The following is a 20320-nucleotide window of genomic DNA, read 5'->3' on the forward strand; positions in this document are numbered from 1 at the left end:
GTGATTCGCTCAAGTATTGTCTCGGCCCGCCGAAGTAGGTGTGTTGGAACCATCGTGCACCAACGCTTCCCACTAGATAATTTGCCGAGCAGCGCTATGAGATCAGGATGATCCTGGCCTCGGCCAGGAGCTGTCATGTCTCAACCTCGTGCTCGGATTGCCTCCCAGTTAGGCCTCGCGTTAGCCGTGATTCTGGCTGTCGTCATCAGCGGCAGTACGGTGTTTGCCTTGCGTTCTCTCGACTCCGCCAACCTCGCGACTCGTGAGGAGCATCTGGCCAGTGAGGCGCGCTTGCTCGCCGACCAACTCAATACCTTCCACAGCACCTTGCGCGAAAGTACCCAGCGTTTGAGCGGGCTGTTTGAAAAGCGCTTCGGCGCGGGCTTGAGTGTGCATGCAGACCAGCCGGTGACTGTGGCTGGGGTACAGACCCCTAGCCTGTACCTGGGCAGTGAAGTGCTGAACAACAACTTCGATGAAGTGGATGAGTTCAAACAGATGTCCGGTGGCGTGGCCACGGTGTTTGTGCGCAGCGGCGAAGACTTCATCCGCATCAGCACCTCCTTGACCAAGCAGGACGGCAACCGTGCCATCGGTACGGTGCTGGATCGTCAGGGGCCAGCCTATCAGCGCGTGCTCAGCGGCCAGACCTACATCGGCCGTGCGGTGTTGTTCGACCGCTCCTACATGACCCAGTACAGCCCGGTGCGTGACAGCAGCGGCCAGGTCATCGCCGTGTTGTTCATCGGGTTTGACTACACCGATGCGCAGAATGCCCAGTTCGAGAATCTCAAGCGCTTCCGTATTGGCCAGACCGGCTCCCTGGCGTTGCTGGACGAGCAGAAGCGCTGGCTGGTGCCGCCGGCTGGTGTGCAGGCGCTGGACCAGGCGATCCCAGTGATGCTGGACCTGGCCAAGGCGCCGGGTTCGGGCCGCTTCTGGGCGGACAAGAACGAAGATTTCTACAGCGTCTCGGTGCCCTTCGAAGGCGGGCCATGGGCAGTCGTCGCGAGCATGCCCAAGGCTGAGATTCGCTCGGTGACGTGGGACGTCGGCATCCGCCTGGTGATCGGTAGCGTCCTGGCCATGTTGCTGGCGGTCGGCGCAACGGTTTGGCTGCTGCGTAGCAAATTAGCGCCGTTGGGCGACCTGGTGCGCCAGGCCGAAGCCTTGGGTGCGGGTGACTTGAGCGCACGCCTGAATGTGTCCAGCCATGACGAAATCGGCCAACTGGCGCGCAGCTTCAACCAGATGGGTGAAGCGCTGTCGACCATGGTCTCGCATATTCGCAAGGCGGCCGAAGAGGTCAACAGCCGCGCCCAGGCGTTGTCCGGGTTGTCCGGTGGCGCGTATGAAGGCATGGAGCAGCAGTCCGGCGAGATCACCAGCATGGCCGGCGCGGTAGAAGAGTTCAGCGCCACCTCGCTGAACATCGCCGACAATATGGGCAGCACCGAACGGCTGGCCCAGGAAAACGCCCAGCAAACCCGTATCGGGCGCAACTCGATGCAAGAGGCTTCGTCGTCCCTGGAACACATCGCCACCGCCCTGAACAGCACCGCCACGGTGATCAACACTCTCGGCCAGCGCTCCCAGGAAATCGGCGGGATCGTCGGCGTGATCACCTCGATTGCTGAACAAACCAACCTGCTGGCACTCAACGCCGCCATCGAAGCCGCACGCGCGGGTGAGCAAGGCCGTGGCTTTGCCGTGGTCGCCGATGAAGTACGCAACCTGGCGTCGCGTACCCGAGAGGCCACCGACGAGATCTCCGGGATGATCCAGAGCATCCAGCAGGAAACCGGCAACGCTATCAGCACCATGGAGCGCGGCAATGTGTTGATGCAGGAAGGCCTTTCGCGTAACGCCGACGTGGCGTCGGCCCTGGCGCGCATCGACGAGCAAAGCCGCTCGGCTGGTCAGCAGTTCGCGGCGATCACCACCGCCACCCAAGAGCAGAGCAGCACCGCAACCTTGCTCAGCAGCAACCTGCAGAGCATCGCGCTGGCCAACAGCGAGCAGCGCGAAGTGGTGTCGAACCTGGCGATCACCGCCAAGGAACTGGAGACCCTGGCGGCAGGCTTGCGACATGAGGTGGATCGGTTTCGTTGAGACCTAGCGGTCGCCCAGCCCTGGGTCCACGCGCTTGCCGATGTCCTTGAGGCGCGCCAGTTGGTCGACCATGCCTGGGGCTTCGTCCATGCTGGTGACGAAGGTCCACAGGTAAGTCATGACCGCGTACACGTGACCGGCCTTGACGGCGGCGGACAAGGCCAGTTGGCTGATGGCGACCACAAAGAGCAAGGCGGCCAGCGTGCCGAGAAACAGGTACGCAGCCGCCTCGCGGTCTGACAGCCAGATCCGCAGGCGCGACAGCACCTGGTAATGGCGTCGCAAGGTCGGTGCACCGACTTTTTCCACCAGGCCGATTTCCTTTTCCAAGCGATTGTTCAGGCGCTCATGCAGCTCTTGGTTACGTAGGGCAAAGCGCGGCAACAGCGTGATGCACAGCACCAGTGCGCCCAAGCACGCGAGGCCGACCCAGGGCTCGATCACGATCAGCATCACCGCCGCGCCAATAATCGATACCAGCGCCGTGGCGATGATCGGCACGTGCTTCTCAAAGAAGTCGACGAATTCCCGTGCGAGCACCACCCGTGCCGCTGACTTGGAGGTGCTGTGGTTCTGCAGGCGCTGGTTCAGAATCACCGGCACCGCCAGGTCGGCGTAGATCCGGGTGAAGGTTCGTGTGTCCAGCGCCCGGCGTGCCGCACCGACGACCCAGAACGCCAGGACCACGGCGGCATAGAACAGAGCGTTGCTGGCATCGCCACGGATGATTGCATCCACCGCAAACCCGGCAAACAACGGGTATGCCAGCAGCAGGGCATTTTCCAGTGCGACCAATGACAGCGTGCCGAACAGCTTGCCGGGATAGGCTTTGGCGATCGCCTTGAGGGTCTGGCCGGCGGATTGCTGGCCGATTTTCTTGCTTTCTTCGATCAGGATTTGAGGAGTGACGGATGTCATGGGTGCACCAAAGGGATGATAGACGCTATTATTGAGCGACTGCTCAAGTGTCCTTGAGCGATCGCTCAAAAAGCAAGCGCCGCTTATCTGCCGGTGCCGAAAGGAATTGCCATGTCGCGTATCGACCGTAAAGACCAGATCATCGCCGCCGCCCTGGAGCTGTTTCGCAGCAAGGGGTTTGCCGATGTGTCCACCCGCGACCTGGCCGAACATGCCGGGCTGTCCCGTAGCCACGTTTATCACTACTTCAGTGATTGGAAGGAGCTGCGCCGCGAAGCCTTTGTGCGGTTTGCCAACGAACAGTTGGACGAAGTGCGGGCGCCTCTGGCAGAAGCACCACCTCTGGAAGCCTTCGTGGGTTTTCTGCGTGACTGCCTTCCGAGCACGGCGGATGCAGGCTGGGCGCTGTGGCTGGATGCCTGGGACGAAGCGATGCAAGACCCGCAAATGGCCCAGGCTTACCTGATAATCAATGCTCAATGGCAAGGCATGCTCGCCGAAGTGATCGAGCGAGGTGTCGCTGCCAATGTCCTGCGTTGTGACTCGCCACAACGCGCTGCCCGCCAGATCTTTGCCGTGGCGATGGGATACGCCGACGACTTGATGCTCAAACCCTCCACGGAATCGGCCGAGGCGGCCTTGGATGAAGTGATGGAAGTGGCGCGGTTGCTGCTGGACTTCCCCGCGTCACCCTAGCCAACAGCTGCAGGCCGATACTGCAACGCTTCCGCCAGATGTGCCCGGGTGATGCTATCGGCGTGCTCAAGGTCGGCTAAGGTACGCGCCACTTTGAGCAGCCGATGGGCTGCGCGCAGGGAAAGCGTCAGCCGTTCACAGGCGTTTTCCAGCCAGCATTCGTCGACCTTCGCCAGCTTGCAGTGCTTGCGTAGCCCCGGCAGATCAAGGAAAGCATTCGCACAGCCTTGGCGTTGCTGTTGTCGATCGCGGGCCTGGGCGACCCGTGCCGACGCCTCGGCCGTGTTATCGCCCGCCTGCCGGGTAGGATTCAACGCGGTGGTTTCTCGCGCCACAGTGAGGTGCAAGTCGATGCGGTCCAGCAGTGGCCCGGAGAGCTTGTTGCGATAGCGCTGGATCTGCTCCGGCGTGCAGCGGCAGCGTCCGCTGGGTTCGCCCATGTACCCGCACGGGCAGGGGTTCATGGCGGCCACCAGTTGGAAGCGCGCCGGGAAACTTACGCGGTCGCGGGCGCGGGAAATTACGATATGCCCTGATTCCAGTGGTTCGCGTAGCACCTCCAACACTTTGCGGTCGAACTCTGGCAGCTCATCCAGGAACAGTACGCCGTGATGGGCCAGGGTGATTTCTCCCGGTTGCGGCTTTGACCCGCCTCCCACCAGCGCCGGGCCCGACGCTGAGTGATGCGGCTGGCGAAACGGTCGGTGTGGCCAATGGCTCAGCGGCGCCAGGCTGACGACCGACTGAATCGCCGCCACTTCCAACGCTTCCTGCTCACTCAACGGTGGCAATAAACCTGGCAGCCGACTGGCGAGCAATGTCTTGCCGGTGCCGGGCGGGCCGCTGAACAGCAGGTTATGCGCCCCCGCCGCGGCAATCAGCAGTGCGCGCTTGGCAGCGAGCTGACCCTGTACTTCGCTCAAGTCCGGGTAAGGCTTGTTCAGGTACAGCAAACCGTCGGATTTGTAGGGCTCGATAGTCTGATGTCCGTTCAGGTGCGCCACCACCTGCAGCAAATGATCCACGGCGATCACTTTCAACCCCGACGCCAGGCAAGCTTCCTCGGCATTCGCCCGCGGCACTATCACGGTGCGTCCGGCCTTGCGTGCCGCCAAGGCCGCCGGCAGCACGCCTTTCACTGCCCGCACTTCGCCGGACAGTGCCAGTTCTCCCAGGCATTCCACGTCGTCGAGCGTCAACGCCGGCACCTGCGCGCTGGCCGCCAGGATTCCCAGGGCAATCGCCAAGTCAAAACGCCCGCCGTCCTTGGGCAGGTCGGCGGGCGCCAGGTTCAGCGTGATGCGGCGGGCAGGGTATTGCAGCGCAGAATTGAGAATGGCGCTGCGCACCCGGTCCTTGCTTTCCTTGACCGCCGTTTCCGGCAAGCCCACCAGCGTCAGGGATGGCAAACCATTGGCCATATGCACTTCGACGGTGACGGCGGGGGCTTCCACGCCAATCTGGGCGCGGCTGTGGACGATGGCGAGGGACATGCTCGTTCCTTGAACAATGGAGACCGCTTCCTGCGGTTTCTCAAAGGTAGTCGAGGGAACGGAAGTACAACGAATCAGACTTTTACAGGACGTATCAACGTGCAAAGGCGCCGGGATACTTATCCAGGTAAGCGCCGTTGAGTTGAGTGTCTGGGGTGCGCATAAAGGTGCGGAAATCGGGAATCAGGAACACCAGCAGTGACAACCCCAGCACCATCGCCCCCAGCGACGCGATGGTCAGGGCGACGCCGAGGTAAGCGATCAAGCCATTCATGGCGAAACTGCCCAACGGGCTGGCTGCCGCGGACAGGAAGGACACGGTGGCGAACATCCGGTTGCGATGTTGCTTGGGGGTCGCCAGCAGCCTCACGGCAGAGGTCGGAATGTTGATCAGCATCAGGCCCACCCCACCGCAGAAAAACGCCAGGGGCACGACGACTATCGATGAGAGCGTGCCGGCCAGCCACATATTGCCGCCCAACAGCGCAAAGCCTGCGGCGACACACAGGTCGCGGGACACCCGATAGGTCAACCAACCGGTGATCTTGTAGCTGCCCGCCAGGATGCCCAGGCCGAAGCACGCATCCAGCAGGCCGAGGTAAGTGATCGGGAAGTGGATAACCGTCTTCACGTAGAGCGGCAGCAGGATGGTAAAAAACGGAAACAGGGCAAAGTTGACGAGCATCGCCACAAGGGCCAGGTAGAACTCGACTTTCACCTGATAGACCGCCTTGAACCCCGAGTAAATCATGCGCCAGCCGCTGGCAGCCGGGCTTTGTTCATCGGGGGCGCTGGCGCCGAGGCGGAGTGGGATCGAGGTAATCAGCACTGCCGCGCCAAGCATCGCAAAGAAGTCGACGGTAAACGCCAGCGTGGTGCCGAAGCTGAAAATCAATGCGCTGGCCATGACTGGCCCAAGCAGGTTGGAAACGGACGAGAGCATGCTTTTGGTGCGCATGGCCAGTGAGACCTGATCGTCACGCGCAAACAAGGGAATGATCGATGACTGCAACGGGTCACGCACACCGGCGACGGCACTGCTGACTAGCATCAGGGCGCCGACGCTCCAGGGGTTGAACAGCTGAGTCGCAGACAGAAAAACCATCGACAGCGCGGTCAGCACGCTGGTCAGGGATGCCAGCCTGAGGATCAGGATCTTGTTGTACTTGTCGCCCAGCCATCCCAGCAGCGGGCGGGCCAGCACCTCTGCCGCGATGGAGCAGGCGATCATGTTGGCGAAGGCGAGGGCGGAACCGGTTTCCTGCAAGGCCCACCACGCCACGGCGAGTTGGTTGCAGCGGCCACCGAGTACCACCAGCAAAAAGCTGAATTGTATTTTCAGCAGGCGCCGGTCGAGGGCCGGCAAGCCCCACATGGACCGATTGATGCCGGTTATTCGCCCGCTGGCGTCAACCGCGCTTCCAGCTCGGCCACTTTGGCCTCCAGGCTCTCCAACCGCGCACGCGTTCGGGCCAGCACTACCATTTGGCTATCAAACTCTTCCCGGCTCACCAAGTCGAGCTTGCTGAAACCGCTTTGCAGCAATGCCTTGAATTGGCTTTCGATTTCATTGCGGGGCAACGGCGTGTCACCGCTGAACAGGCGAGAGGCGTGGCCGCTCAGGGCGTCGAGGAGGTCTTTGGGCGCGAGCATGGGAAATATTCCGGAAAACAGTTGGCCGGCAGTGTATCACGCAGCGTCTATAGTCTTTTTCACGACGGCGGGCGCACGCTTTTCGCGCAGAGGGCCGGGCGGCGGCGCACTGTTTTTGTGCGCATTGCAACCGCCGAAGAGGCCCGCCGGTGGGCATAAGTGGGCAAAGGACTGATTTCAGTGATTTTTACGGAGCTGGCAAGGTTTCTGCTTAGACGATCATGACCCATGCACTGATGCAGTCGCTGTGACGAATGCAGTGCGCCGACGGATCAGGGGTACAGGTTTCGTCACCAGTGGTTCGCTGGCGTCGCAAAGGCAAATGCCGAGGCGACGACGCGTTACAAAGCCAGGCACTGCGCTTAGACTTGAGACGGGTTTGTTTTCCTGGGGCAAGTCCACCAATTCGGGAGAGAGTTTTCATGAAGCTAGTCACTGCCATCATCAAGCCGTTCAAGTTGGACGATGTGCGCGAGTCGTTGTCCGAGATCGGCGTGCAGGGCATTACCGTTACTGAGGTCAAAGGCTTCGGTCGGCAGAAGGGTCATACCGAGCTGTATCGCGGCGCGGAATACGTGGTCGATTTCCTGCCGAAGGTGAAGATTGATGTCGCCATTGACGACAAGGATCTTGATCGGGTTATCGAGGCGATAACCAAGGCCGCCAACACCGGCAAGATCGGTGACGGCAAGATCTTCGTGGTCAATCTGGAACAGGCTATTCGCATCCGTACCGGCGAAACCGATACCGACGCAATCTAAGCCGCCAAACCCCAACGCCCCAGGAGAAAACAATATGACTCTGCGTAAATTCGCAGGGCTCGGAGCCCTGTTGTCCATCGTAATGCCAAGCCTGGCCATGGCGGCAGACGAAGTGGCTGCTCCAGTCCTCAATTCCGGCGACACCGCCTGGATGCTGACCGCCACCGCTTTGGTGCTGTTCATGACCATCCCTGGCCTGGCGCTGTTCTACGGCGGCATGGTCCGTTCCAAGAATATTCTGTCGGTGATGATGCAGTGCTTCGCGATCACCGGCCTGATCAGCATCCTGTGGGTCGTCTACGGCTACAGCATCGCGTTCGATACCACCGGTATGGAACAGGGCGTCGTCAATTTCAACTCCTTCTTCGGCGGCATGGGCAAGGCATTCCTGGCAGGCGTGACCCCAGCCAGCATCACTGGCCCTGCGGCATTGTTCCCGGAAGCGGTGTTCATCACCTTCCAGATGACCTTCGCCATCATCACTCCGGCGTTGATCGTCGGTGCCTTCGCCGAGCGTATGAAGTTCTCTGCGATGCTGATCTTCATGGCGATCTGGTTCACCCTGGTCTACGCGCCGATCGCGCACATGGTGTGGAGCGGCAACGGTGGCCTGATGTGGGACTGGGGCGTGCTGGACTTCGCTGGCGGCACCGTGGTGCATATCAACGCCGGTGTGGCTGGCCTGGTGGCGTGCATCGTGCTCGGCAAGCGCAAAGGCTTCCCGACCACCCCGATGGCTCCGCACAACCTCGGTTACACCCTGATCGGCGCGGCGATGCTGTGGATCGGCTGGTTCGGCTTCAACGCCGGCTCCGCGGCTGCGGCCAACGGCACTGCCGGCATGGCGATGCTGGTCACCCAGATCGCTACCGCTGCTGCTGCGCTGGGCTGGATGTTCGCCGAGTGGATCACCCACGGTAAGCCAAGCGCACTGGGCATTGCCTCGGGCGTAGTCGCTGGCCTGGTTGCAATCACCCCAGCCGCAGGCACCGTGGGCCCGATGGGCGCCCTGGTGATCGGCCTGGTTGCCGGTGTGATCTGCTTCTTCTGCGCCACCAGCCTCAAGCGCAAGCTGGGCTACGACGACTCCCTGGACGCCTTCGGCGTGCACGGTATCGGCGGCATCGTCGGTGCGATCCTCACCGGTGTGTTCGCAGCCCCTGCGCTGGGCGGCTTCGGCACGGTGACTGACATCGCTGCGCAAGTCTGGATCCAGTGCAAAGGCGTTGGCTTCACTGTGATCTACACGGCGATCGTGACCTACATCATCCTCAAGGTGCTGGACATGGTCATGGGCCTGCGGGTGACCGAAGAGGAAGAGGCCGTCGGACTCGACCTGGCGCAACACAACGAGCGCGGCTACAACTTGTAATAGCGTGAAAAAAAGATGCCCGGCTTGCCGGGCATTTTTTTGCCTGGCGTTTGTCAGTCATACCAATGTGTAGCGGTTTTTACGCCGTGTTTGTGATGGGATGCACACGGCACTTTTCAGCGTGCGAATGTCTTACAGGCATGTAGGCGTATTCGACACTTTGTTTTTTCCCAGAGCGCGCTAGAATGCGCGCCGATGGGCGCAGAACTGTATTTATCTGGGCGAGCACCGTGATCATGGCGGTGCTCGTAAAGTCCTCGCCACCTTGCACGGTGATGGGGCATAAGCCACTGGTTACCCAGTGGATGTTGATTTTCTTCCGGCTGCCTCGACAGAGGGTGAAGCTGGGCTATAACTAATCTGCTTTTCGCAAGTCATGAGGTAGAACATGAGCGACGATGATCTGGAAAACGACGAACTCGAAGTAGGTGACGAAGACGACACCGAAGAAGGTCTGGAAGCGGCGGCGGAAGACGTTGCTGACGACGACGGTGGCGATGACGCACCTGCCCCGGCTGCCAAAGGCAAAGCCAAGGCAGCGGTGTCGGTCGATGAATTGCCGAGCGTTGAAGCCAAGAACAAAGAGCGTGATGCCCTGGCCCGTGCGATGGAAGAGTTCCTCGCTAAAGGCGGCAAAGTGCAGGAAGTCGAGGCCAACGTGGTGGCGGATCCACCGAAGAAGCCGGATAACAAGTACGGCAGCCGACCTATCTGAGGTCAGCACCCGCTTGTAAGAAAAAGCCCGCCGTCGCTGCGGGCTTTTTCATGCCTAGCGCAATACCCTGTGGGAGCGGGCTTGCCCGCGATGGCGCAGTGTCAGTCAATGAAAATGTGCCTGATAGACCGCTATCGCAGGCAAGCCAGCTCTCACATTGGGTTCGGTGTCAGTTCCAGCTGCGGAGCAACTCTGGCAGCTCCGCCAGGTTGCGAATCTCGGCATCCGGACGCTTATCCGCATCCCACGCCTTGCCCGTCGGGTTAAACCACACCGCTCGAAGCCCCGCCTGCTGCGCCCCAGCAATGTCGTCCCCTGGGTGATCGCCAACATGCACCGCCGCATTGGCATCCACCCCACCACGCTGCAACGCTTCCTGAAACAATCGCGCATCTGGCTTGGCAATGCCGATATCTTCTGCGCGAAGGGCAAAGTGGAAGTAATCCGCCAGCCCAACGCGCTGCACATCGGCGTTGCCGTTGGTGATCACCCCTAGCAGGAAGTGCTGGCGAAGCGCTTGCAGCATGGGCTCGGCTTCGGGGAATGGGGTGAGCTGGTGGCGCGCATGAATGAACGTCTCGTAGCAGACATCCGCCATTTCCGTAGCCTCGGGCTGTGGATAACCGGCTTCTTCAAACGCATGCGTCAACACCCGGTGGCGCAGGATGCTGATCCGGTGTTTCAGCTCGGGATGGCGTTCCAGCACCTGTTGGCGAAGACTGGCGAAATGCTCCAGCGGCAAGTCGCCGACCTTGGCGGCGTTAAGCGCCAGCCATTCTCGCATCGACGCTTCGGCACTGATGATGACGGGTACGTTGTCCCAGAGTGTGTCGTCCAGGTCGAAGGTGATCAGCTTGATACTCATGAGTCGCCGCCCTTGATTCGTTTGGCCCGTGGATGGGCGCTGTCGTACACCGTTGCCAGGTGTTGGAAGTCCAGATGGGTGTAGATCTGTGTGGTCTTGATGTCGGAGTGGCCGAGCAGCTCTTGAACCGCGCGCAGGTCTTGGGATGATTCCAGTAGGTGGCTGGCAAAAGAGTGTCGCAGCATGTGTGGGTGCAGGTTCTGGCCCAGCTCGCGCTCGCCGGCGGCCTTGACCCGCACTTGAATCGCCCGTGGCCCCAGGCGCCGGCCTTGCTGGCTGACAAACACCGCATCATCCGCCGGATTGGTCAGCAGGCGCAGCGGTAACCACAGGAGCAAGGCTTCGCGGGCTTTGCGGCCCACCGGCAACACGCGGGTCTTGCTGCCTTTACCGAGTACCTGTACCAGGCCGTCCGCCAAGTCCAACTGGTCGAGATTCAAGCCAGTCAGCTCCGACAGGCGCAGGCCCGATGAATAGAACAGCTCAAGGATGGCCTGGTCGCGATGGGCCAGGAAGTCATCTTCAACGGCGCCATCCAGCAATTGCAGGGCGCGATCGGTATCCAGGGTCTTGGGCAGGCGCCGTTCGCCCTTGGGTGGTGACAGGCCGTTGGCCGGGTCGTGATCGCACAGGCCTTCGCGGTTCAAATAGTGATAGAGCCCGCGTACCGCCGAGAGCAGGCGCGACAGGCTGCGCGAGGATTGACCTGCCTGGTGCAGGCGCGCGATCAGGCTGCGCAGGCTCTGGATATCCAGGGCCTTCCAGCTGCCGATCTGTTGTTTTTCGCAGTAGGCCAGGACCTTGTTCAAGTCCCGCCGGTAGGCTTCCAGGGTATGGGGCGACACCTGGCGCTCGTTGCGCAGGTGAGCGCAATAAGCGTCCAGTTGCCGTTCCATGGCTAGCGCACCGCGCGCAGGGCGGTGGTGAAGCGCGGCAGGACGCGGCCCAGTACCTCGGCGATGTAGGTCAGGAACAGCGTGCCCACTGAGCTTTTGTAATGGTGTGGATCACGGCTGGCGATGGCCAGCACGCCGTGCAGGCCTTGATGGCTGAGCGCGACCACCGCCGTGGAACCTATCTGCTTGCGCTGTTCGGCACCAAACAGGAAGTCCAGCTCATGTTCGCGCAAGGTGCCGCTGATGGTCTTGCCTTCGGACAACAGGCCGCCGATGGCGGTTTGTGCGTCGCTGCCACTGACCCAGCGTCCCACCGGCATCGGGTTGTCGCTGAACAGGATCAGGCTCACGAACGGCACCTGGAAGTCCTGGCGCAGGCTGTCTTCCACGGCGATCACCGTTTCTTCCAGGCTGGTAGCGTCCATCAGGGTCAGGATCAGGCGGCGGGTTTTCTCGAACAGGCGGTCGTTGTCGCGGGCGACGTCCATCAGGTGCGAGAGCTTGTGGCGCATCTCGATATTACGCTCGCGCAGGATCTTCATCTGCCGCTCCACCAGCGACACCGTGTCACCACGTTGGTGGGGGATGCGCAGGGCCGGCAGCAGTTCATCATGCTCGACGAAGAAGTCCGGATTAGCCTCAAGGTACGCCGCGACGGCAGCGGCCTCCAGACTTTCGCTCGGGAACGCTTCTGCGGGTACTTGAGGCTTATCGGTCATTGGATTGGCTCACTCATAGACGGACCTGTCCTTCGTATACGCGCGAGGCCGGCCCGGTCATCAGCACCGGGTGGCCAGGGCCTGCCCACTCGATGGACAAGCGTCCGCCGGGCAGGTCGATCAGCAGCGGCGAATCCATCCACCCCTGCCTGATCGCGGCCACGGCAGCGGCGCAAGCACCGGTGCCGCAGGCCTGGGTTTCGCCGGCGCCGCGTTCCCATACACGCAATTGCGCGCGGTTACGGTCGATCACCTGCAGGAAGCCCACGTTGACCCGCGCCGGAAAGCGCGGGTGGTGTTCGATTTTCGGCCCCAATTCATGCACGGGGGCGTTATTGATGTCGTTGACCCGCAGCACCGCATGGGGGTTACCCATGGACACGGCGGCGATATCGACGGTCTTGCCATCAACGTCCAGCGCGTAGCTGACAGCTTGCTCGGTAGCCTGGAACGGGATGTCCGCCGGCACCAGGCGTGGCGCGCCCATGTTGACGCTGATCTGGCCATCACTGCGGATATCCAGCTCGATCACGCCACTCTTGGTCTCGACGCGGATCTGCCGCTTGGCGGTCAGGCGCTTGTCCAGCACAAAGCGGGCAAAGCAGCGTGCACCGTTGCCGCACTGTTCCACTTCGGAACCGTCGGAGTTGAAGATCCGGTAACGGAAATCCACCTCCGGGTTGCTCGGCGCTTCGACGATCAGCAATTGGTCGAAACCAATGCCGGTGTGACGGTCGCCCCACTGTTTAGCGTGCTTGGGCAGGATATGCGCGTGCTGGCTGACCAGGTCGAGGACCATGAAATCATTGCCCAGCCCGTGCATCTTGGTAAAACGCAGCAGCATGGCTTACTCCGGCAGCAGGCTTTCGCCAGCATACAACTCGGCTACCGTCTCGCGGCGACGCACTTCAAACGCTTGATCACCGTCCACCAACACCTCGGCGGTACGGCCGCGGGTGTTGTAGTTGGAACTCATGACAAACCCGTAGGCACCGGCCGAATGCACGGCCAGCAGATCGCCTTCTTCCAGGGCCAGCTGACGGTCCTTGGCCAGGAAGTCGCCGGTCTCGCAGATCGGGCCGACGATGTCGTAGGCGCGGGCTTCGCTGGCGCGCGGCGTCACGGCGGTGACATTCATCCAGGCCTGGTACAGCGCCGGGCGGATCAGGTCGTTCATCGCCGCATCGACGATGGCGAAATCCTTGTGCTCGGTGTGCTTGAGGTACTCGACCTGGGTCAGCAGCACGCCGGCATTGGCGACGATATAGCGGCCAGGCTCGAACATCAGCGTCAGGTCACGGCCTTCGATGCGCTCGCGCACCGCCTGGATATAGTCGGCAATCAGCGGCGGCTCTTCGTCGCGATAACGCACGCCCACGCCACCACCGAGGTCGATGTGGTGCAGGTAGATGCCGCATTCACCGAGACGGTCGATCAATGCCAGCAGGCGGTCGAGCGCATCCAGGAACGGCGGCAGCGTGGTCAGTTGCGAGCCGATATGGCAGTCGACACCCAGCACTTCCAGGTTCGGCAGTTGCGCGGCGCGGATGTATACGTCCTCGGCGTCGGCAATGGCGATGCCGAACTTGTTCTCTTTGAGACCGGTGGAAATGTAGGGGTGGGTGCCGGCATCGACGTCCGGGTTGACGCGCAGGGAGATCGGCGCGCGAACGCCCATTTCGGCGGCCACGACTTGCAGGCGTTCCAGCTCGTCGGTGGATTCGATGTTGAAGCAATGCACGCCGACTTCCAGGGCGCGGCGCATGTCATCGCGGGTCTTGCCGACGCCGGAGAACACGATCTTGTCAGCCTTGCCGCCAGCGGCCAGCACACGTTCCAGCTCGCCACGCGACACGATGTCGAAACCAGCGCCGAGGCGCGCCAGGACATTCAGTACGCCGAGGTTGGAGTTGGCCTTGACCGCGTAGCACACCAGGTGCGGCACACCGTCGAGGGCATCGGTGAACGAGCGGTACTGGGCTTCGATATGCGCACGGGAATACACATAGGTCGGGGTGCCAAAGCGCTGGGCAATCGCGGACAACGCCACGCCTTCCGCGAACAGCTCGCCGTCCCGGTAGTTAAAAGCGTCCATGGAAGTCCCTTATTCGTAGGTGTCGTGCTTATGCGCTTTGGAAGGCTTTTGCGACGATTGCGCCTGTTCGTTCGGGTCTTTGCTGTCATCGGGCAGGTACAGCGGGCCTTTTTGACCACAGGCACTAACGAGGCAAGCGACCGCGACGAGCGCAGCAAGGGAAGAGATCAGGCGCTTCATGGCGAAATCCTTGAATATGCATTAATTGCGCCCGAGTATACCGACCACCCGCCAGCTTGCCTATGCGCTGGAATACCCGTCCGGCGGGGGTTTGCCGACACGGCCGGGAAGCGGACTACGCTGCTTGAGGATTTTCCACACCGTCAATCGTGTTGAAATCGGTATCCTTTGCAATCGGCGGGGCTCGCCCGTATCGTGCGGCGCTTGAGCAAAACCAGACACTTTTGAGGTTGCCACAATGAGTTTGACCGAAGCCCGTTTTCACGACCTGGTGGATGCGACCCAGCAGGCGCTGGAAGATATTTTCGACGACAGCGGCCTGGACGTGGACCTGGAAAACTCGGCCGGCGTGCTGACCGTCAAGTTCGAGAACGGCACTCAACTGATCTTCAGTCGCCAGGAGCCTTTGCGTCAGCTGTGGCTGGCTGCACGTTCCGGTGGTTTTCACTTCGATTACAACGAAGAAGACAACAATTGGCAGTGCGATACCAGCGATGAGCTGCTCAGTGAAATGCTCGCGCGGCTGGTCCTGGAACAAGCCGGCGCCGAGCTGGATTTCGACGAGATCTGACTGTGACCCAGCCTGCACCTGTCCGCCCGCCGAAGCCGCTGTTCAGTAATGTCAGCCCGGCGGTGCCGTCACCTTGTATCAGTTTGTGTCGCCTAGACGAGCAGAAAGTCTGCCTCGGCTGCTTCCGCCACGTGGAAGATATCCGTGAATGGCGCTCTGCCGACGATGCGCGGCGCCGGGTGATCTGCGCCGAGGCCGAGCAGCGCCGAGCCCACGCCTGAGGCCGTCTTGTTTATTTGTGACGCTGTGGTAGTGTCCGGGTACGCCTCAACTCATCGAGGCCCGTGAGAACCCCGCCTTTTCCTGGCGGGGTTTTGCTTTTTTGTGCAGAAAAAAGGAGTCTGCCTGAATCATGACCACCGCACCGTCCATCATCCTCACCCGCCTTGACGTGCAGCGTCTGGAGCAACTGATCGACCGCTTGGGCGACGAATCTCCCGGCGTCGAAGCGTTGCAAGCCGAACTCGACCGCGCCGAAGACGTGGTTGGCCACGATGAAGTGCCTGCGGGTGTCGTGACCATGAACTCCAGCGTGCATTGCCGTGAGCAAGGCAGCGGCAAGGACTACCACCTGACCCTGGTCTACCCGAAACACGCCAATGCCGATGAGGGCAAGATCTCGATCCTGGCTCCCGTGGGCAGCGCGTTGCTCGGTTTGCAGGTTGGTCAGCACATCGATTGGCCGGCACCGGGCGGCAAGACCCTCAAGCTGGAACTGCTCAATGTTGAAGGACAACCTAAAGACGGCGGCGCCTTCCCTCTCTAAATCTGACTCAGCGCCACGTTGAGCGACAGCTCCAGCTCGGCCTTGTAACGCAGGTACAGGTTGCTCGGGCTTTGCACATCGCCGAGCAGGCCGGACAGGTCCAGGTCGGTGATGTAGCAGCGGTAACGCTCGATCTCCCGGCGTTGCCCGACGATTTCCTGGGCGACCACTGCAAAGAGTTGGTCGCCAAATTCCAGTTCGGAAAACTCTCGCTGATTGCAGTACAAGGTAATGCCCACCTGGCCTGGGGCGGCCTTGCCGATAATCGCCTGCACGTCGTAAAACGGTTTGTTCGCCGGGTTCAGCGGCGCAGGTCGAGGTTCGATGCCGCGCGCGCGGCCGTTGCCAGATGGCAATAGCTGGTAATACAAGACCTGTACCGCGCCCAGCGGCTCTTGCGGGTCCAGCGGCGACAGCGCGTCCCGGCGATAAATGATCGACTGCAAGAAACGCTGCAACGGCGCCAACAGGCTCTGTTCATCGTGAAACGGCAGGCGCTGTTGCCAGAGCGCGTTGAATTCATCCAGCACATACAGCTCGGCGAAGCCTTCGTTGACCCGGTAGAACACCTGCACGCAATCGGCCATCCCCATCGGCAGCAGCAACGCCAGGTCGTGGTCTTCCAGGGCCATGGCGTCCAGGTGCAACGGGCTGTAGTTGGCTAATTCTTCGCTGAGGTAGGCGATCAGCGCATCCTGGGTCGGCAGGGATACATGGGTGGCCTGGCCCGGCATCAACTCCATGACGTGATAGTGCTGCTGCACCTGAAGCAAATAGCGGTGATTGCCCTGGCCGAGCAGCAGGTTCTGCGCGGTGTCGAAGATTTCTTCCACGCGCTGGGCAATGAACTGCGCACGGTTGTGACAGAAACAACGCACCCGCAGGCGTGGCAGATGGTCCGACGGCAACTGGTTGAGGTAGTCGCGCAGGCAGTCGAGCAGCGCGTGCGGGCCGTCAAAGCGGCTGACCATCACCTCGTTCCAGCTGTTGAGCGTGACCTGGTCCAGGGTCAGCACCAGGTTGTCCCGTACACCGGCATAGCTCAGGGAGTCGGTGCGCTCGGTGGTCATCAGGATATTCAGGTCGCGGTGATGCTTGAGCGGGTCGACGCCGACGTTGATCAGCAACAACACTTCCTCCGGCACGGCCGAGCGCAGCAGGCGCTCTTCATCCACGCTGGCCAGGGGCAGGGCGATGGTTTGTTGCAGGCTGCCCAGCAGGTTGAACAGCTCGAATTCGGTCATGTCGCTGGTGCCGGGGTGCAAGGCCAGGCGGGTGCTGCTGTCGATCACGCCGTTGCGATGGCACCAAGTGAGCATTTCCAGCAGGTCGCGGCTGCGCTTGATCGGCGCAAAATGCTCCCATTCCAGCGCCGTGAGGTTACCGTTGTAAAGGCCCCAGTGGTGCTGGCCCGGCTCCTTGCGGTTGGGCGATTGCACCAGGGTCAGGGTGTCTTCGGCCAAGTCCGGGGCAATGCCGGGGTTGATGAACTCGACCTTGCCGGCCTTGCGTTCAAAGGCGGCGTACAGGCGCCGACCCAGCACATTGAGGTCGCGCTTGTTGATCAGGCTGACCGTTTGTTCGGTGCGGGCGAATTGGGTCAGGAAGCGGTAACTGTAATTGAGCTCGCTGACCAGCGCCCGCCGCTCGGAGGCAACCTGGCGCACCTTCCATTGACTGCGGCTGTCGAGCAACGCCAATTGGCGCTGGTCCCAGCCCCATTCATGGGCCAGGCGCTCCAGCAGCAGGCGTTGCCAACTGGTGGTGCGCTGGCCCGCGCTGAGCTTGCGGTTGACCTTCAGGTACAGCGCGCGCCGCACCAGTTCCAGGCGCTCGGGCTCGTTGCGGGCCTTGAGGTATTCCTCGATACGGCGGTACACCACGATGTACGGGTCCAGCTCATCCAGATCCATCTGGTTGGCGAACACCGCTCGCTTGAAGCGCAGGCTCAGGCAGTGCACGTTCGGGTGTTCGCTGGCGTAGACCTCGGTCAGCAGCAGCTTGAGCACGGATTTGTAGGGTGACTCGATGCCTTTGAACAGTTGCCACAGCCCGGCACCAATGAATTCGCCTGGGGGAATGCGCGCCAGGTGACCCAGGTCGAGGGTTTCGTCGGCGCGGATAAAACGCTTGGAAATCAGCGTGTGGGTGAACTCGGCATAACGGGTTTCTTCATACACCGGCACCAGCCACCAGATCGGTGTGCGTCCGGCCAGCCAGATGGCGGTGCGGTAGAACTCATCCAGCAACAGGTAATGCTGGGTGGTGCCGCAGTCGTCGGAGCTCAGTTGCGTGTCGCGCTCTCCGAGCACAAAGCGTGTCGGCTCGATCAGGAAGAAGTGCGCCTCGGCGCCCATGGTCAGGGCCCAGGCTTCCAGCAACTGGCACTTTTTGCGCAGTTCGGCCAGCTCAGTTTCGCTCAGGTCCGGGGCGTGACACACCCACACGTCCATATCGCTCTGGTCGGCCTGGGCCAGGGTGCCCAGGCTGCCCATCAGGAACAGGCCATGGATCGGTCGCGGCGGGTTGCCGTGGCGCGGTTTGTAGGAGAACGAACGGGTCAGGCGCTGGGCTTCGGTGAGGGCTTGGGCTTCCGGTTCGTAATTCGACAGGCCTGCTGGCGTACTGCCCGACACATAACCCGGCAGCAACGGATGGTTGACGTGGAAAAACAGCGGCAATAGGTTCAGCACGCTTTGCTGGCGCGGCGTCAGCCCCTCGATGGCCCGGGCCATGCGGCCTTCATTGAGGGCCATGAACCGCGCGCGCAACTGGGCCAGCACCTTGCGGTCGATGCCTTCGTCCAGGTCGGGGCGGATTTCATGGGTGCGGGTCATGTCGAACTCGGTGGCTCGCAGGGCCCGACGTGGGCGGCCGTGTAGGAGTTTACAGCCAGTAGCGTAGGAGGTTTAGAGGGAAATGGTTTTTGACGTCAGAATTTTTGCACTTCCACAGCAACGCCCTCGGAATCCGCAGGAGGCGGACTCCATGGGCGTATCAGATATCAGGCGGCTTCTTTGGTCGTGGCAGTGGTCAAGATAGTCAGCAGGGTCTGGGCCTGCTCTGCGGCGTCCCGGCCAAGGCTGGTCAGGTAGCCCCCGTCCGGCTGGTCGATAAGCCCTTTCGCGTGGAGGCGTTTGGCAGCGGCGATGGCAGTCGGCGCGGCGGTCTGGTGGACTTTCAGACCTTCTTTGGTGCTGTCCAGGGGGAAGAGTACAAGGATTTCCAGTTCGGCAACCAACTCAGGGGTATACGACATAAGGACTCCAGACTTTCTAAGAATTTATTAGAGGCTAGCAGGCCATAAGGTGAACGCACTTTGCCGAACTGTCCAGTGTGTTGCCGCGTGTTGGATTTATTGCTTTTCGGGCGGCAATTCCGGCAGCGCGCGCAGTGCAGTTTCATACCATTCGGTATTGAAGGCGCGGTCCTCTTCCAGCAGCGCGTCGATCTCGATAGCCAGCACGTGAGCCATCAGTTGCAGGATATCTTCACGCTCGTAGCCCACCAGGGTCAGCTTGTTGAACGTGGCCTTGGCGGCCGGTGGGTTTTCGCTCTCGATCTGGTTCTCGATCGCTTCGGTCAGGGTGGTTTCGGCGAATTCTTCTTCGTCGTTGTCGATATCGGTCGGCTCGCTCATGGCAGGCTCCTCAAGGAAAGGGCGCCAGTCTAACTCCATTCAGGCCGGTGATGCTTCTGGTCAGGGCTGGCGTCGGGATCTATAACACTTGCAGCCAACCCCATTCCCGGCCTGGAGGCACCTGCAATGCTCAAGCTCTACGGATTCTCGGTCAGTAACTACTACAACATGGTCAAGCTGGCGCTGCTGGAGAAAGGGCTGCCTTTCGAAGAGGTGCCTTTTTACGCTGGTCAAACCCCCGAAGCCCTGGCCGTGAGCCCGCGGGGCAAGGTGCCGGTGCTGGGCGTGAAACAGGGTTTTATCAACGAAACCAGCGTGATCCTCGAATACATCGAACACACCCAGGAAGGGCCGGCGCTGCTCCCGGCCGAGCCGTTCCAGCGTGCACTGGTGCTGGCGCTGTGCCGAGAAATCGAGCTGTACATCGAGTTGCCTGCCCGTGCGTGTTTTGCCGAGGCGTTTTTTGGCATGCCGGTACCGGAGGCAATCAAGGAGAAGTCCAAGGCCGAGTTGCTGTTGGGTTTCGGGTCGTTGGGCAGGCACGGCAAGTTCGCACCCTATGTGGCGGGGGAGAGTTTCACCATTGCCGATCTGTATTTCATGTACAGCGTGAACCTCGCCTGCGCGGTGGGCGAGAAGCTGTTTGGCCTGGATCTGCTGGCTGAAATGCCGGCGGCCAAGGCGTTGCTGGAAAGGTTGCACGCCATGCCCAACGCTCAGAAAGTGGCGGCGGACAGAGAGGCGGCGATGCCGGCGTTTATGGCGATGATCGCGGCCAAGAAATAGATTTTTGGCGTCTGGCAGAACGCTATCGCGGGCAAGCCCGGCTCCCACATTGGAATGCGATTTCCTGTGGGAGCTGGCTTGC

General features: G+C 61.3%; 22 protein-coding genes and 1 pseudogene. 10 read left to right on the forward strand and 13 right to left on the reverse strand.

Annotated elements, in window-relative coordinates; genetic code table 11:
• The first annotated feature begins 135 nt into the window (after positions 1-135).
• Positions 136-2112, forward strand: coding sequence for a methyl-accepting chemotaxis protein (locus EJ576_RS01520; protein WP_016975904.1), 1977 nt, complete (start codon positions 136-138; stop codon positions 2110-2112).
• A gap of 3 nt (positions 2113-2115) precedes the next feature.
• Here the strand turns inward: EJ576_RS01520 and EJ576_RS01525 are convergent, their stop codons facing one another.
• A complete protein-coding gene (locus EJ576_RS01525) occupies positions 2116-3030 on the reverse strand; it encodes an ABC transporter six-transmembrane domain-containing protein (RefSeq protein WP_178083514.1) in 915 nt (304 codons plus the stop codon).
• 111 nt (positions 3031-3141) lie between these two features.
• On the opposite strand from EJ576_RS01525, the gene EJ576_RS01530 reads away from it, so the two are divergent.
• Positions 3142-3726 carry a TetR/AcrR family transcriptional regulator gene (locus EJ576_RS01530; protein WP_122730149.1) on the forward strand — a complete coding sequence of 195 codons (585 nt, stop codon included), beginning with the start codon at positions 3142-3144 and terminating at the stop codon, positions 3724-3726.
• Here the strand turns inward: EJ576_RS01530 and EJ576_RS01535 are convergent.
• The 3 genes from EJ576_RS01535 to EJ576_RS01545 all read right to left on the reverse strand — a co-directional run bounded on the left by EJ576_RS01535 (position 3723) and on the right by EJ576_RS01545 (position 6872).
• Positions 3723-5219, reverse strand: coding sequence for a YifB family Mg chelatase-like AAA ATPase (locus tag EJ576_RS01535; protein WP_126569458.1), 1497 nt, complete (start codon positions 5217-5219; stop codon positions 3723-3725). The two genes, EJ576_RS01530 and EJ576_RS01535, sit on opposite strands and share 4 nt — an antisense overlap.
• A gap of 94 nt (positions 5220-5313) precedes the next feature.
• On the reverse strand, positions 5314-6594 hold the full coding sequence (locus EJ576_RS01540; RefSeq protein WP_126569459.1) for an MFS transporter: 1281 nt from the start codon (positions 6592-6594) through the stop codon (positions 5314-5316).
• Positions 6595-6611: 17 nt separating this feature from the next.
• The gene (locus tag EJ576_RS01545; protein WP_010207460.1) at positions 6612-6872 is read right to left on the reverse strand and encodes an accessory factor UbiK family protein; all 261 of its coding nucleotides are present in this window, start codon (positions 6870-6872) and stop codon (positions 6612-6614) included.
• Between the two features lie 422 nt (positions 6873-7294).
• On the opposite strand from EJ576_RS01545, the gene glnK reads away from it, so the two are divergent.
• From glnK to sutA, 4 genes and pseudogenes are all read left to right on the forward strand, one after another.
• A complete protein-coding gene (gene glnK, locus EJ576_RS01550) occupies positions 7295-7633 on the forward strand; it encodes a P-II family nitrogen regulator (RefSeq protein ID WP_002555808.1) in 339 nt (112 codons plus the stop codon).
• A gap of 34 nt (positions 7634-7667) precedes the next feature.
• Positions 7668-9005: an ammonium transporter gene (locus EJ576_RS01555; protein ID WP_016975881.1), complete on the forward strand. Its 1338-nt coding sequence runs from the start codon at positions 7668-7670 to the stop codon at positions 9003-9005.
• Between the two features lie 211 nt (positions 9006-9216).
• Positions 9217-9291: pseudogene (locus EJ576_RS01560) on the forward strand (YjbQ family protein); the annotation flags it as partial.
• Positions 9292-9393: 102 nt separating this feature from the next.
• Positions 9394-9720, forward strand: coding sequence for a transcriptional regulator SutA (gene sutA / locus EJ576_RS01565; protein WP_016975879.1), 327 nt, complete (start codon positions 9394-9396; stop codon positions 9718-9720).
• A 169-nt stretch (positions 9721-9889) separates the two neighbouring features.
• Here sutA and EJ576_RS01570 read toward each other — a convergent pair whose 3' ends face one another.
• Genes EJ576_RS01570 through EJ576_RS01595 form a run of 6 tightly spaced genes read right to left on the reverse strand, consistent with a single transcriptional unit; the run spans position 9890 to position 14475 of the window.
• Complete coding sequence (locus tag EJ576_RS01570) at positions 9890-10585, reverse strand: HAD family hydrolase (protein WP_126569460.1); 696 nt, start codon at positions 10583-10585, stop codon at positions 9890-9892.
• Entirely contained in the window at positions 10582-11481 is a 900-nt protein-coding gene (gene xerC / locus EJ576_RS01575) for a tyrosine recombinase XerC (RefSeq protein WP_028618449.1), read from the reverse strand. Before xerC ends, EJ576_RS01570 begins: the two co-directional genes overlap by 4 nt.
• A 2-nt stretch (positions 11482-11483) precedes the next feature.
• Entirely contained in the window at positions 11484-12200 is a 717-nt protein-coding gene (locus EJ576_RS01580; RefSeq protein ID WP_126569461.1) for a DUF484 family protein, read from the reverse strand.
• Positions 12201-12213: 13 nt separating this feature from the next.
• On the reverse strand, positions 12214-13044 hold the full coding sequence (gene dapF / locus EJ576_RS01585; protein WP_126569462.1) for a diaminopimelate epimerase: 831 nt from the start codon (positions 13042-13044) through the stop codon (positions 12214-12216).
• A 3-nt stretch (positions 13045-13047) separates the two neighbouring features.
• On the reverse strand, positions 13048-14295 hold the full coding sequence (gene lysA / locus EJ576_RS01590; RefSeq protein ID WP_068935427.1) for a diaminopimelate decarboxylase: 1248 nt from the start codon (positions 14293-14295) through the stop codon (positions 13048-13050).
• A 9-nt stretch (positions 14296-14304) separates the two neighbouring features.
• Positions 14305-14475 (reverse strand): lipoprotein, encoded by a 171-nt coding sequence (locus EJ576_RS01595; RefSeq protein ID WP_010207449.1) that lies wholly within the window; start codon positions 14473-14475, stop codon positions 14305-14307.
• A gap of 238 nt (positions 14476-14713) precedes the next feature.
• Here EJ576_RS01595 and cyaY point away from each other — a divergent pair, with 238 nt between their 5' ends.
• The 3 genes from cyaY (at position 14714) to rnk (ending at position 15812) form a co-directional block, all read left to right on the forward strand.
• Positions 14714-15046, forward strand: a complete 333-nt coding sequence (gene cyaY / locus EJ576_RS01600) for an iron donor protein CyaY (protein ID WP_122729836.1) — start codon at positions 14714-14716, stop codon at positions 15044-15046.
• A 2-nt stretch (positions 15047-15048) separates the two neighbouring features.
• Positions 15049-15267: a DUF1289 domain-containing protein gene (locus tag EJ576_RS01605; RefSeq protein WP_015886498.1), complete on the forward strand. Its 219-nt coding sequence runs from the start codon at positions 15049-15051 to the stop codon at positions 15265-15267.
• 131 nt (positions 15268-15398) lie between these two features.
• Positions 15399-15812, forward strand: coding sequence for a nucleoside diphosphate kinase regulator (gene rnk, locus EJ576_RS01610; protein WP_122687029.1), 414 nt, complete (start codon positions 15399-15401; stop codon positions 15810-15812).
• Here the strand turns inward: rnk and EJ576_RS01615 are convergent.
• From EJ576_RS01615 to EJ576_RS01625, 3 genes are all read right to left on the reverse strand, one after another.
• Positions 15809-18649 carry a class I adenylate cyclase gene (locus EJ576_RS01615; protein ID WP_126569463.1) on the reverse strand — a complete coding sequence of 947 codons (2841 nt, stop codon included), beginning with the start codon at positions 18647-18649 and terminating at the stop codon, positions 15809-15811. The two genes, rnk and EJ576_RS01615, sit on opposite strands and share 4 nt — an antisense overlap.
• A 167-nt stretch (positions 18650-18816) precedes the next feature.
• Entirely contained in the window at positions 18817-19071 is a 255-nt protein-coding gene (locus EJ576_RS01620; RefSeq protein ID WP_010207442.1) for a TIGR02647 family protein, read from the reverse strand.
• 96 nt (positions 19072-19167) lie between these two features.
• Complete coding sequence (locus EJ576_RS01625) at positions 19168-19452, reverse strand: hypothetical protein (RefSeq protein ID WP_126569464.1); 285 nt, start codon at positions 19450-19452, stop codon at positions 19168-19170.
• A gap of 126 nt (positions 19453-19578) precedes the next feature.
• On the opposite strand from EJ576_RS01625, the gene EJ576_RS01630 reads away from it, so the two are divergent.
• Positions 19579-20238, forward strand: a complete 660-nt coding sequence (locus tag EJ576_RS01630) for a glutathione S-transferase family protein (RefSeq protein ID WP_126569465.1) — start codon at positions 19579-19581, stop codon at positions 20236-20238.
• Positions 20239-20320: the final 82 nt, after the last annotated feature.

The sequence above is a fragment of the Pseudomonas sp. C 49-2 genome, assembly GCF_003970195.1.
GTDB lineage: Bacteria > Pseudomonadota > Gammaproteobacteria > Pseudomonadales > Pseudomonadaceae > Aquipseudomonas > Aquipseudomonas canadensis.